12 protein-coding genes and 1 other annotated feature are annotated in these 11,756 nt (G+C 61.8%); of the genes, 9 read left to right on the forward strand and 3 right to left on the reverse strand.

Annotated features, from left to right (window positions below):
- Window positions 1-626, forward strand: a 626-nt coding sequence (locus Q0J74_RS07855; protein ID WP_297212986.1) for an aldose 1-epimerase family protein, incomplete at its 5' end; no start/stop codon positions are given.
- A gap of 36 nt (window positions 627-662) precedes the next feature.
- Here Q0J74_RS07855 and Q0J74_RS07860 read toward each other — a convergent pair.
- Window positions 663-1,787: an AI-2E family transporter gene (locus tag Q0J74_RS07860; protein ID WP_297212988.1), complete on the reverse strand. Its 1,125-nt coding sequence runs from the start codon at window positions 1,785-1,787 to the stop codon at window positions 663-665.
- A gap of 165 nt (window positions 1,788-1,952) precedes the next feature.
- Here Q0J74_RS07860 and nifS point away from each other — a divergent pair, with 165 nt between their 5' ends.
- From nifS to cysK, 6 genes are all read left to right on the forward strand, one after another.
- Window positions 1,953-3,152 (forward strand): cysteine desulfurase NifS, encoded by a 1,200-nt coding sequence (gene nifS, locus Q0J74_RS07865; protein WP_297212990.1) that lies wholly within the window; start codon window positions 1,953-1,955, stop codon window positions 3,150-3,152.
- 20 nt (window positions 3,153-3,172) lie between these two features.
- Window positions 3,173-3,616: a Fe-S cluster assembly scaffold protein NifU gene (nifU, locus tag Q0J74_RS07870; RefSeq protein WP_297212992.1), complete on the forward strand. Its 444-nt coding sequence runs from the start codon at window positions 3,173-3,175 to the stop codon at window positions 3,614-3,616.
- 175 nt (window positions 3,617-3,791) lie between these two features.
- Window positions 3,792-4,796, forward strand: a complete 1,005-nt coding sequence (locus Q0J74_RS07875) for a methionine ABC transporter ATP-binding protein (RefSeq protein ID WP_297212995.1) — start codon at window positions 3,792-3,794, stop codon at window positions 4,794-4,796.
- 37 nt (window positions 4,797-4,833) lie between these two features.
- The gene (locus Q0J74_RS07880) at window positions 4,834-5,544 is read left to right on the forward strand and encodes a methionine ABC transporter permease (protein WP_297213010.1); all 711 of its coding nucleotides are present in this window, start codon (window positions 4,834-4,836) and stop codon (window positions 5,542-5,544) included.
- A gap of 131 nt (window positions 5,545-5,675) precedes the next feature.
- Window positions 5,676-5,919, forward strand: a binding site (T-box leader).
- 67 nt (window positions 5,920-5,986) lie between these two features.
- Window positions 5,987-6,871: a MetQ/NlpA family ABC transporter substrate-binding protein gene (locus tag Q0J74_RS07885; protein WP_297212997.1), complete on the forward strand. Its 885-nt coding sequence runs from the start codon at window positions 5,987-5,989 to the stop codon at window positions 6,869-6,871.
- Between the two features lie 105 nt (window positions 6,872-6,976).
- Complete coding sequence (gene cysK / locus Q0J74_RS07890; RefSeq protein ID WP_297213000.1) at window positions 6,977-7,888, forward strand: cysteine synthase A; 912 nt, start codon at window positions 6,977-6,979, stop codon at window positions 7,886-7,888.
- A 278-nt stretch (window positions 7,889-8,166) separates the two neighbouring features.
- Here the strand turns inward: cysK and Q0J74_RS07895 are convergent, their stop codons facing one another.
- Together Q0J74_RS07895 and Q0J74_RS07900 are read right to left on the reverse strand one after the other, a co-directional pair.
- Window positions 8,167-8,847: a helix-turn-helix domain-containing protein gene (locus Q0J74_RS07895; protein WP_297213001.1), complete on the reverse strand. Its 681-nt coding sequence runs from the start codon at window positions 8,845-8,847 to the stop codon at window positions 8,167-8,169.
- A 72-nt stretch (window positions 8,848-8,919) separates the two neighbouring features.
- Window positions 8,920-9,357, reverse strand: coding sequence for an RrF2 family transcriptional regulator (locus tag Q0J74_RS07900; protein WP_297213003.1), 438 nt, complete (start codon window positions 9,355-9,357; stop codon window positions 8,920-8,922).
- 309 nt (window positions 9,358-9,666) lie between these two features.
- Between Q0J74_RS07900 and aroF the strand changes: the two genes are divergently transcribed.
- The gene (gene aroF / locus Q0J74_RS07905) at window positions 9,667-10,683 is read left to right on the forward strand and encodes a 3-deoxy-7-phosphoheptulonate synthase (RefSeq protein ID WP_297213005.1); all 1,017 of its coding nucleotides are present in this window, start codon (window positions 9,667-9,669) and stop codon (window positions 10,681-10,683) included.
- A 2-nt stretch (window positions 10,684-10,685) separates the two neighbouring features.
- Window positions 10,686-11,549 (forward strand): prephenate dehydrogenase, encoded by an 864-nt coding sequence (locus Q0J74_RS07910; protein ID WP_297213008.1) that lies wholly within the window; start codon window positions 10,686-10,688, stop codon window positions 11,547-11,549.
- The last annotated feature ends 207 nt before the right edge of the window (window positions 11,550-11,756 follow it).

The following is an 11,756-nucleotide window of genomic DNA, read 5'->3' on the forward strand; positions in this document are numbered from 1 at the left end:
AGGGTGCGGACTGGGCGGAGCTCACCCTGGAGCAGGACGAGGCCACCCTGGCCCTGTATCCCTGGCCCTTCCGGCTGGCAGTGCGCCAGCAGCTCATCGACGGGGGCTTTTCCACCGGCGTGACGGTAACCAACACCGGCACGGAGCCGCTGCCCTACTGTGTAGGCGCCCACACCGGCTTCCGCTGTCCTCTGGACGCGGGGGAGGCTTTTACCGACTACGACATCATCTTTCCCCAAAAGGAGACCTGCAAAACCATGGTGCCGGATGCCAACGGCCTGGACTGGGGCCGCACCCTGCCCTGCCTGGAGAATACCGACACCCTGCCCCTGGACTACCACTGGTTTGACGAGCTGGACACCCTGATCTTCCAGGGATTGAAGTCCCAGTCCGTTCGTCTGGTGAGCCGGAAGAGCGGGCGGGGGGTGGAGGTGTCCTTCCCCGGCTATCCCCTGCTGGCCTTCTGGACCATGCCGGGCAAGAAGGCCCCCTACCTGTGCATAGAACCCTGGCACGGCTGCTCCGCCGTGGCGGGGGAGGGGCCGGAGCTGGCGGACAAGGCCTATTGCATCACCCTGGCCCCGGGCGAGAGCCGCACCCTGGGCTATACGGTCCAAACTTTCTAAAAAGCAAAAAGTGTGCCGCGGACGCGGCACACTTTTTTATACGTCCCTTTTCCCCGTCAGCCGCTTGCGCACGTCCCGCCGCAGCAGGGTGTACAGCACTGAGGCCACCGGTACGCTGAGGAGCACCCCCTCCAGCCCCAGAAGCCCGCCCCCCACGGTGACGGCGGCCAGCACCCAGATACCCGGCAGGCCGATGGAGGAACCCACCACCTTGGGGTAGATCACATTGCCCTCGATCTGTTGGAGCACCACCAGGAAGAGAAGGAAAACCAAGGCCTTCAGAGGAGAGACCATCAGCAGCAGCACCGCCGAGATGATGGCCCCGATATAGGCCCCCGCCACCGGGATGATGGCGGAGGCGCCTATGGTGACGCCGATGAGCGGGGCATAGTCCGGCTGGATAAACAGCATCCCCGCCGAGCACAGCCCGCCCAGGATACAGGCCTCAATGAGCTGGCCGGTGATAAACTTGGTAAAGGTGTCGCTGGTGAGGTGGACCACATCGGTGATGGGGTCGGCAAATTTGGCGGGGACATAGGCCCGCAGCACCCGGCGGCACTGGGCCAGCAGCCTCTCCCTGCCCGAGAGCATATAGATGGAGAACACCAGGGCCAGCACCCCGGTGACCACCACCGAGACAATGCCGGTGGTTAGCTCCAGCAGGTGGGGGGCCAGACTGGACAGCATTCCCAGGGTCTGCTGGAACAGGTTTTCCAGGGTCTCGTTCAGGCGGGACAGGTCCAGGGCCTCCATATCCAGGTGGAGGTAGTCCACCAGTTGGTTGACCCAGTCCTGAATGTTGGTGAGATAGCCGCTGAGATTGAGAGCAAAGGTCTGAATGCTCTGGGTCAGCTTGGGTACCACAAAGGAGAAGACAGCCGCGATGACCACAATCAGGGCCAGATAGGAGGAGACCACCGCCAGCGGCCGGGCGGCCCCCGCCGCCTTGGTTTTCCCAAGCCCCCGGCTGTACAGCCGGAAGAAAAAGTGGCAGGGCCGGTTGAGGATGAAAGCCAGGGCAAAGCCGATGATCAGCGGACGGAACAGGCCCAGCAGCTGTCCCAGCGCCGCCCCAATCAGCTCCAGCCGTGCCAGCACCATTACCAGCACCACCGCATAGGTGATAATCAGCAAAATGCTTTTGAATAGCCGTTTATCCATAAAATTGTGACTCCCATATCCGTTTAGGTATGCCCACTATACCATCCCCATCTTTTGCCGTCAACGGGAAATCCGCCCCGGAAAGTTTTTCTTGACAAACACTGCTTTCATGCTATAATCATAGTAAACATATAGGAATTAAGTAAATAGAAAGGAGTCCTCTCCATGAAACATACCATGATTTATGCCGACCACGCCTCCACCACCGCCCTCTCCCCCGCGGCCCTGGAGGCCATGCTCCCCTATTTTACCCAGGGCTATGGCAATCCCTCCAGTCTGTACGCCTTCGGCCAGCAGGCCAAAAGCGACCTGGAGGAAGCACGGGGGGCGGTTGCCCGCTGCCTCAACGCCAAGCCGGAGGAAATCTACTTCACCTCCGGCGGCACCGAGGCGGACAATTGGGCGCTGCGGGGAGTGGCGGAGCTGGCTGCCCTCCGGGGCAGAGAGGGTGGACACATCATTACCACCGCCATTGAGCACCATGCGGTACTCCATACCGCCCAGTATCTGGAGAAGCGGGGCTATCAGGTGACCTACCTGCCGGTGGATGGGGAGGGACTGGTGGACCCCGCCGCGGTGGAGGCCGCCATCCGCCCGGATACCATTCTCATCTCCGTTATGGCCGCCAACAATGAGATCGGCACCATCCAGCCCATTGCCCGGATCGGCGCTATCGCAAAGGCCCACAAGATCCTCTTTCACACCGATGCCGTCCAGGCGGTGGGCCACATCCCGGTGGATGTGGAGGCCTGGAATGTGGATTTGCTCTCTCTGTCCGGCCACAAGTTCGGCGGCCCCAAGGGCGTCGGAGTGCTTTACATGAAAAAGCCCCTGCGGCTGCCCCCGCTGATCCACGGCGGCGGGCAGGAAAAGGGGCGCCGCTCCGGCACCGAAAATGTGCCGGGGGCGGTGGGCCTGTCCGCCGCCCTTACCCAGGCGGTGGACAATCTGCCGGCGGAGTCCGCCCGGCTGGTCGCACTGCGGGACCAGCTGCTGGATGGCCTGTCCCGCCTGCCCTACACCCGGGTCACGGGCAGCCGGACGGACCGGCTGCCCGGCACCGCCTCCTTTGTATTTGAAGGGGTGGAGGGGGAAGCCCTGCTCCTTCACCTGGATGCCAGGGGCATCTGCGCCTCCTCCGGCTCGGCCTGCTCCTCCGCCTCCCTGGACCCCTCCCACGTGCTGCTGGCCATCGGCCTGCCCCACGCCATCGCCCACGGCTCCCTCCGCCTCTCCCTGGGGCCGGACAATACCCAGGCGGACGTGGATGCCATGCTCAAAGAAATTCCTGCTGTGGTGCATTATCTGCGGGAGATGTCCCCCGTATGGGACCGGGAAGCCCAGAAACCCACCTGGATTGTGTAATCAGAAAGGAGCAATATCACATGCTGTATTCGGAAAAGGTTATGGATCACTTTGAACATCCCCGGAATGTGGGGGAGCTTGCCGATGCCGACGGAGTGGGCCAGGTGGGCAACCCCAAGTGCGGGGACATTATGAAGATGTACCTGAAGATTGACGGGGACGTGATTACCGACGTGAAGTTCAAGACCTTCGGCTGCGGTTCGGCCATCGCCACCTCCTCCATGGCCACCGAGCTTATCAAGGGCAGGACCATCGGGGAGGCCATGGGCCTCACCAACGCCGCGGTGGCGGAGGCCCTGGACGGGCTGCCCGGCTACAAGATGCACTGTTCTGTTCTGGCAGAGGAGGCTATCAAGGCGGCCCTGGCAGACTACTACAAGCGGCAGGGAAAGCCGGTGCCTGACAGCCTGAAGCTGCCCTGCGAGGATGAGGAGCACGGCGGCTGCTGCGCCTGCGGACACTGAGCCCATCCTTTTGCGGGACGAAGCCTCCCGGCGGGTCAAATGGCCTGCCGGGAGGCTTTTTAGCTTGACAGTTGGGCGGGGTTGGCATAGAATATCATATACGCGAAAATCCGCTCTTTTTCTCGGAAAGGTGCGGTTTCCAGCCCATTTTTTACAGGGAGAGGAGTACAATCCTGTGATTGAACTCAAACAGGTATCCAAAATCTTCCCCACCGCCGACGGGGACTTCCAGGCCCTGAAGGATGTGAGCCTGACCATCCGGGACGGGGACATTTTCGGCATTGTGGGCATGAGCGGGGCGGGCAAGTCCACCCTGGTCCGCTGCATCAACCTGCTGGAGCGGCCCACCTCCGGCCAGGTGCTGATGGACGGGGAGGATTTGATGACCTTTTCCCCTGCCAAGCTGCGGCAGGCCCGGCGGTCCATCGCCATGATCTTTCAGCAGTTCAATCTGCTGATGCAGCGCACCTGTCTGAAGAACATCTGCTTCCCCATGGAGATTGCCGGGGTACCGGCGGCGGAGGCCAAAAAGCGGGCCATGGAGTATCTGGAGATTGTGGACCTGCCGGACAAAGCCAATGCCTATCCCGCCCAGCTCTCCGGCGGCCAGAAGCAGCGGGTGGCCATCGCCCGGGCCTTAGCCTCCAACCCAAAGGTGCTGCTGTGCGACGAGGCCACCTCCGCGCTGGACCCCACCACTACCCGCTCCATTCTCAAGCTGATTCAGGATATCAACCAGCGCATGGGCATTACCGCCATCATCATCACCCATGAGATGGCGGTGGTGGAGGCCATCTGCACCCATGTGGCCATCCTGGAGCACGGCAGCATGGTGGAGACCGGCACGGTGGAGGAGGTGTTCTCCAATCCCCGGTCGGAGGCCGGCCGGCGGCTGGTCTTCCCAGAGGGCGCCCACATCGGCCAGTTCCCGGTGGCCAACGTGGTGCGGGTGGTGTTCAACGGCGGCTCCTCCTATGAGCCTCTCATTGCCTCCCTGGCCATTGACTGCGGGGTGAAGGTGAACATCCTGGGTGCGGACACCCGGAATGTGAACGGCAAAGCCTTCGGCTCCATGCTGCTGGGCCTGCCTGAGGACAAGGGCGAGGCCGCCAAGGCCATGCATTACCTGCGCGCCCAGAAGGACGTGACAGTGGAGGAGGTGCCTGATTACCATGGCTGAGCTGCTGCAAAATGAAGAGGTTCTCCGGCTGCTGTCCATGACCAAGGACGGCCTGCTCTTTGCCATCTGGGAGACCATGTATGTGACGGTGATTTCCACCTTCTTTTCCTACGTCATCGGTCTGCCTCTGGGGGTCATTACCGTGGTGGGAGAGCAGGGAGGCGTACTGCCCCTGCCCCGGCCGGTGATGGCGGTGCTCAACTTTGTCATCAACATTCTCCGGTCAGTACCCTTCCTGATCCTGATGGTGGTGGTCATTCCCCTGTCCCGGTTCTTCGTGGGTACCTCCATCGGCACCACCGCCACCATTGTCCCCCTCATCGTGGCCGCCTTCCCCTTTGTGGCCCGGCTGGTGGAGTCCTCCCTGCGGGAGGTGGACAGCGGCGTGGTGGAGGCCGCCCTGTCCATGGGCTGTTCCCCGCTCCAGGTCATCACCAAGGTGATGATTCCCGAGAGCCGGCCCTCTCTCATCTCCGGTTTCACCACCGCCTTTATCACCATCCTCAGCTACGGCGCCATGGCGGGCGCCATCGGCGGCGGCGGTCTGGGCTCCATGTCCCTGATGCTGGGCTACCAGCGCCGGATGAAGATCATTCTGTGGGTGTCCGTGGTGGTGCTGGTCATTCTGGTGCAAATCTTCCAGTCCATCGGCTCCCGGGCCACGGTGCGTTTTGACAAGCGCCTGCGGGGTACGGAGGGAAAGAAGAAGCTCAAGGAGCACAAGCCGGAGAAGAGCGGCTTCCAATAACCAACAAAATTGGCCGGGATGTGCAGAAACGGGCTGCATATCCCGGTCCTTTTGTGCAAAATGGCGGCTTGACGGAATGGGACGGCAGGCATATACTAAGTGCAACCCAAAAGGGAACTGAATCACGCCCCTCAAACGCAAGGAAGAGAAGAGTAACCGTTAAGATACGGCGCAGAGAGCCCGGTATGGTGGGAACGGGTCCGGAAGGTTTCGGTGAAGATGGTCTCGGAGCGGCGCACCGACTACCGCGAGGTACAGGCTGCGACGGGTGCGCCCGTGAACGCGCGGGAGTATGACTGTACTCCATAAGGCCCTTGACCGTGAGGCGGGGGTGAAGCAAGGTGGTACCACGAAGCGAAAGCTCTCGTCCTTGAACCGGATTCAAGGGCGTTTTTTTGTACTCAGATTTGGGTCAAAACAAGATGAAAAGGAGAAATGAACCATGAAGAAGCTGCTCTCTCTGCTCCTCACCGGCGCGCTGACCTTCGGCCTGCTGGCCGGCTGCGGCTCCACCTCCGGCAATGCCGAGACTCCCGCCGGCGGCGAGACCACCCCCGCGGAATCCAGCGCCCCCGCCGAGACCGGCTCCAACCTGGAGGGTACCGTCCTGAAGGTGGGTGCCACCCCCGCGCCCCACGCCGAGATCCTGGAGGCGGTGAAGGACCTGCTGGCCGAGCAGGGCATCACCCTGGAGATCGTGGAGTTCAACGACTACATCATCCCCAACACCGCCGTGGAGAGCGGGGAGCTGGACGCCAACTACTTCCAGCACATCACCTACATGAACCAGTTCAACGTCAGCGACTCCACCCATCTGGTGAGCGCCGCCGAGATCCACTACGAGCCTCTGGGCCTGTATGCCGCCAAGACCAAGTCCATTGAGGAGCTGGCCGACGGCGCCCAGATCGCCGTACCCAACGACACCACCAACGAGGCCCGGGCTCTGCTGCTGCTCCAGCAGGCCGGTCTCATCACCCTGAAGGAGGGCGCCGGCATCACCGCCACCAAGTCCGACATCGCTGAGAACCCCAAGAATCTGGAGATTGTGGAGCTGGAGGCCAGCCAGATTCCCTCCCGTCTGGAGGACGTGGACCTGGCGGTGATCAACGGCAACTACGCCATTGACGCGGGCCTGAAGGTGGCTGACGCCCTGGCCGTGGAGTCCGCCGACGGCGAGGCTGCCCAGGCCTACGTCAACGTCCTGGCCGTTAAGGAAGGCAACGAGAATGATCCCGCCATCCAGGCCCTGGCCGCCGCCCTCCAGAGCGACACCGCCAAGACCTTCATGGAGGAGACCTATCAGGGCGCCGTCGTCCCCATGTTCTAAACGATACAAGGCCCGCCGGAAGGCGGGCCTTGTGTGTTTCTGAATTCCTATTGATTTTGTGGGAATTATGTGGTATCCTGTAAAAAACAACAGGAGGTCTGGTTTATGAAGATTGCGGATTCCATTGCCCGGCTTATCGGCAATACCCCGCTGCTCAAGCTGGCGGACAACGGCAGCGGGGCGGTGCTGGGTAAGCTGGAGAGTTTCAATCCTCTGTCCTCGGCCAAGGACAGGGCGGGACTGTATATGATTCTGGACGCGGAGGAGAAGGGCCTTTTGAAGCCGGGGGCCGTCATTGTGGAGCCTACCAGCGGCAACACCGGGGTGGCTCTGGCCTACATCGGCCGCCAGCGGGGGTACAAGGTGGTGCTCACCATGCCAGAGACTATGAGTCAGGAGCGGCGGAGCCTGCTTTCCGCTCTGGGTGCGGAGCTGGTGCTCACCGAGGGCGCCAAGGGCATGGGCGGCGCTATTGAGAAGGCCAGGGAGCTGCTGGACACCCTGCCTGGCGTCTGGATGCCCGATCAGTTCAACAACCCTGCCAACGCCCAGGCTCACTACGAGACCACCGGTCCGGAGATCTGGCGGGATACGGCGGGCAAGGTGGATGTGCTGGTGGCCGGAGTGGGCTCCGGCGGCACCATCACTGGCGCGGGCCGCTATCTGAAGGAGCGCAACCCCAAGATCACTGTGGTAGCGGTGGAGCCCGCCGAGTCTCCTGTGCTGTCCGGCGGCAAGCCGGGGCCTCACAAGATCCAGGGCATCGGCGCCGGCTTTGTCCCCGGAACCCTGGATCTGAGCGTGGTGGACAAGGTGCTCCCCGTCCCCGGCCAGGCGGCCATGGATACCGCAAAAGAACTGGCCCGGGGCAAGGGGGTACTGGCGGGCATCTCCTCCGGCGCGGCGTACTGGGCCGCCCTGGAGCTGACCAAGCAGCCGGAATTCCAGGGTAAGACCATTGTGGCCGTCCTCCCCGACACCGGGGAACGGTACCTGTCCACCGGCATTTACGGATAAAGAAAAAGAGACGCTGCATCGGCAGCGTCTCTCAGCTTGTCGAAAAACTCCCCCGCAGGAGAGCCTCGCAGAGTTCCGTCGTCCGCAGGCGACGGAATCAAATCAAAATCCGTCATTTTCGGGGACATGTGCCTCGAAAATGACCCTTCTCATGGCGGAAGGGGGGACTATTTCGCAAGAAATCGAGTCCCTTCCGCCATGCAGCCTTTTGTCGAAAAAGGCACATGTGCCTTTTTCGACAGCCTGAGAGACGCTGCATCGGCAGCGTCTCTTTCCTTTTATGGGCTTGGGAACCGGAGGAGCCACAGGACTCCCCCAGGAAAGAAATATATCCAGGGATAAAGAAGGAGGATCAGCAGCAGCCGATCCATCAGCCCGAGATACAGGGGAATTTGGGGAAACGTCATCATGCTATGGGAGAAATACTGTACGGCCTGTATGATGCCAACCACCAGCAGGGGGAAAAACAACACCGCGTTTACCGTCAGCAGGATCAGCAGCCCCCGCCTAACCCGTCTGGTCCATTTCTGTTCCTCCATGGGGCGCACCAGTCGGGTCAGTCCCGCGATCTGAAGAGAACACCATCCAAGTACCAGCCACAGGGCGGAGGAGCGCAGGCTGGGAAGCAGGAAGGTGAGCCACCCCACATACGGCTTCCTCAGCACAAGAGTAAAGGGAAGCTTAAGCAGAAAGATCCCCAGCAAAATCAGACACCCGATCCCCAGCCGCTTGGCCTCCCGGATCAGGTCCTGATCCGCCGGCAGGCCGTAGAGCACCTGATTCACGTCCGCTTCCAGCACCCCGGCAATCTTCACCAGCATGTCCAAATCCGGCCGGCTGCGGCCGGTCTCGTAGTTGGACACCGTCTGCCTGGTGACGAAGAGCGCCTCCGCCAGGGCCTCCTGGGTCATGCCCTTTTTCTCCCGCAGAGCCTTGATGTTCTTGCCGATATCCCGCATATCCGCTCACCTCACCTCAAGAATAGGCCGAACGGGCGGAGTTGTCACGCAAAGAACCTTTTACATCCGGGGTCAAAGGGGATTTTTGGGGCATTTCTCATGGTAGCGCGCCACCAGATCGGCCAGAGTGACATGGTCCACCACGCTGGACACAGCGGCCTGAATGTCTCGCCAAACTTCCACCGTCACGCACTGGTCCGCACGGCTGCACCGGCACACGTCGTCGCTGTCGGCACAGCTCACCGGGGCCAGGTTGCCCTCCAGGGTGCGGAGAATCTCCCCCACGGTGTACTCCGCCGGGTCCCGGGTGAGCAGGTAACCGCCCCCAGCGCCCCGCACCGAGCGCACCAGGCCCGCCCGGGAGAGCTGGGTTACAATCTGCTCCAAATATTTATCCGAAATTTCCTGCCGCTGGGCCACGTCCCGCAGGGGAACCGCTGAGCCGTTGCTGTGCAGGGCCACATCCAGCATCAGACGCAGGGCGTACCGCCCCTTTGTGGAAATCTTCATGTGCATCCCTACCTTATGTTGTTGGGTAATATAATACCATATTATCGGTAGGAATTCAAGAAAAATTTCCTCTTGACTTTCGCACCAAAAAGTGCTAAAGTCCACACTAAGGAAAGGAGGGTGTGTTCCAGTGACGTACACCGCCGGTTACGGGTATTGGGAGTACCGCTGCTATTTTGCCAGCGGCGCTTTTGCCTGCCCATGACCGGCCTGTGACTGGATACCCCTCTTGTCGAGGAAGAGAGGGACCCGCGGCCGCCCTGGGGCGGCCGCGGGTTCTTGTTTTTTGGACGGGAAAGGAGCAAATTTATGGTAGTGATTATGAAGCCGGGCTTTACTCCGGAGCAGCTGCGGGACGCCATCCGAACCATGGAGGAGGGCGGCGTGAAGGTAATGGTGTCCAAAGGCACCGAGACCACCATTCTGGGTGCCGAGGGCAACGCCGCCGGGATCAATCAGGAGAAGCTCTCCCTGCTTCCCGGGGTGGAGCGGGTGATGCGGGTTACCGAGCCCTACAAGAAGGCCAACCGGAAATACCATCCAGACGACACTCTGGTGGACTTGGGCAGCGGCGCGGCAGTAGGAGGCAAGCGGCTGGCAGTGATCGCCGGACCCTGCTCGGTGGAGAGTGAGGAGCAGATTGTGGGAGTGGCCCAGGCGGTGAAGACAGCCGGGGCTACCGCTCTCCGAGGGGGCGCTTTCAAGCCCCGCACCTCCCCTTACGCCTTTCAAGGTATGGGCAACGACGGCATCCGCCTGCTCCAGGAGGCCAGGGCGGTGACCGGCCTGCCCATCGTTACCGAGATCATGTCCACCGACAATGTGGAGATGTTTGAGATGTGTGTGGATGTGATCCAGGTGGGCGCCCGGAACATGCAGAACTTTGACCTCTTGAAGCAGCTGGGCAGGACCACCAAGCCCATCCTGCTCAAGCGGGGTCTCAGCTCCACCATTGAAGAGTGGCTGATGTCTGCTGAATACATTATGGCCGGGGGCAACGAGAAGGTTATCCTCTGTGAGCGGGGTATCCGCACCTTCGAGACCTTCACCCGCAATACCCTGGATCTGTCGGCGGTCCTGGCGGTGAAGCAGCTCTCCCACCTGCCGGTGGTGGTGGACCCCTCCCACGCCTGCGGCAAGGCCTGGATGGTGGAGCGGATGAGCATGGCGGCCCTGGCGGCGGGGGCGGACGGCCTGATCATCGAGGTACACAACGATCCGCCCCACGCCCTGTGCGACGGCGCCCAGTCCATCACCCCGGAGCAGTTTGCGGCCCTCATGGGCAAGCTGAAGGAGCTGGCGCCCTGTGTGGGAAGGGAGCTGTAAGCATGGAGAAAAAAACACTGGTCATCGTGGGCCTGGGTTTGATCGGCGGCTCTCTGGCCATCGCCCTGAAGGGCTTTGAAGACTATGAGATTGTGGGGGTGGACGTGTCTCAGCCCACCCTGCGCTACGCTGCTGAGCACGGGGTGGGGGACCGGGTGACGGAGCACGCCGGGCAGGTGCTCCCTCAGGCCGATGTGGTGGTCCTGGCGCTCCATCCTCAGGGAATTTTGGACTTCCTGACGGAGCACCGGGAGACTTTCAAGCCCGGGGCGCTGGTGTGGGATGTGTGCGGCGTCAAGTCTGCCATCCTGGAGGGGGCGGCGGCGCTGCCCGACACGGTGGACTTCATCGGCTGCCACCCCATGGCGGGTACTGAATTCTCCGGCGTGGAGCACGCCTTTGGGGCAATGTTTCAGGACTCCCACTTTCTGATGATACCCCGGCCGGACAGCAGGCCGGAGCACATTGCCCTGCTGGAGCGGCTGGCGGCGTACATCGGGTGCAAAGACGTGTGCCGCACCACCGGGGAGGACCACGACGCCCTCATCGCCTACACCAGCCAGATCATGCACATCATCGCCGTGGCGGTGTGCGACGACCCGGACCTGTTTGCCTGCCGGGGGTTTGAGGGTTCCTCCTTCCGGGGCTGCACCCGGGTGGCCGCCCTGGACGTGGGGCTGTGGACCCAGCTGTTCTCCCTGAACCGGCCCGCCCTGCTCTCGGTACTGGACCGGCTGCTGGGCAATCTTCAGGCCTACCGGGACACGCTGGCCTCCGGAGACCGGCAGGCCTTGGCGGACAAGCTTACCTACTCCGCCGCCCGGAAGCGGCAGATGGATTTGCCAGGCCCCGATTTGCTGGCGTAGCAGAAGCGCAAAAAGGCCGCCCCCGAGGGGGCGGCTCAGTCTGTCGAAAAACCCGTTTCATGCTTGATGCATGACCGGGTTTTTCGACAGACTGAAAGCCCAGCCTAAGCTGGGCTTTTTCGACAGCCTCAAATCCGGCGCGGTTTGACCGCGCCGGATTTTTTTGCCCTCTTGTGAAACATTTTCCGCCGGGCTAGGATATTTACA

The organism is uncultured Flavonifractor sp., from assembly GCF_944387675.1.
In the GTDB taxonomy this organism is placed as follows: Bacteria; Bacillota; Clostridia; order Oscillospirales; family Oscillospiraceae; genus Flavonifractor.

What these genes read in the sequence shown, in the direction of transcription:
- Q0J74_RS07880 (WP_297213010.1), top strand. Translation starts at nt 4,834, where the DNA reads ATGACCAAGGACGGCCTGCTCTTTGCCATCTGGGAGACCATGTATGTG.
- Q0J74_RS07895 (WP_297213001.1), bottom strand. Translation starts at nt 8,847, where the DNA reads ATGCGGGATATCGGCAAGAACATCAAGGCTCTGCGGGAGAAAAAGGGC.
- nifU (WP_297212992.1), top strand. Translation starts at nt 3,173, where the DNA reads ATGCTGTATTCGGAAAAGGTTATGGATCACTTTGAACATCCCCGGAAT.
- nifS (WP_297212990.1), top strand. Translation starts at nt 1,953, where the DNA reads ATGAAACATACCATGATTTATGCCGACCACGCCTCCACCACCGCCCTC.
- Q0J74_RS07900 (WP_297213003.1), bottom strand. Translation starts at nt 9,357, where the DNA reads ATGAAGATTTCCACAAAGGGGCGGTACGCCCTGCGTCTGATGCTGGAT.
- Q0J74_RS07860 (WP_297212988.1), bottom strand. Translation starts at nt 1,787, where the DNA reads ATGGATAAACGGCTATTCAAAAGCATTTTGCTGATTATCACCTATGCG.
- aroF (WP_297213005.1), top strand. Translation starts at nt 9,667, where the DNA reads ATGGTAGTGATTATGAAGCCGGGCTTTACTCCGGAGCAGCTGCGGGAC.
- cysK (WP_297213000.1), top strand. Translation starts at nt 6,977, where the DNA reads ATGAAGATTGCGGATTCCATTGCCCGGCTTATCGGCAATACCCCGCTG.
- Q0J74_RS07910 (WP_297213008.1), top strand. Translation starts at nt 10,686, where the DNA reads ATGGAGAAAAAAACACTGGTCATCGTGGGCCTGGGTTTGATCGGCGGC.
- Q0J74_RS07885 (WP_297212997.1), top strand. Translation starts at nt 5,987, where the DNA reads ATGAAGAAGCTGCTCTCTCTGCTCCTCACCGGCGCGCTGACCTTCGGC.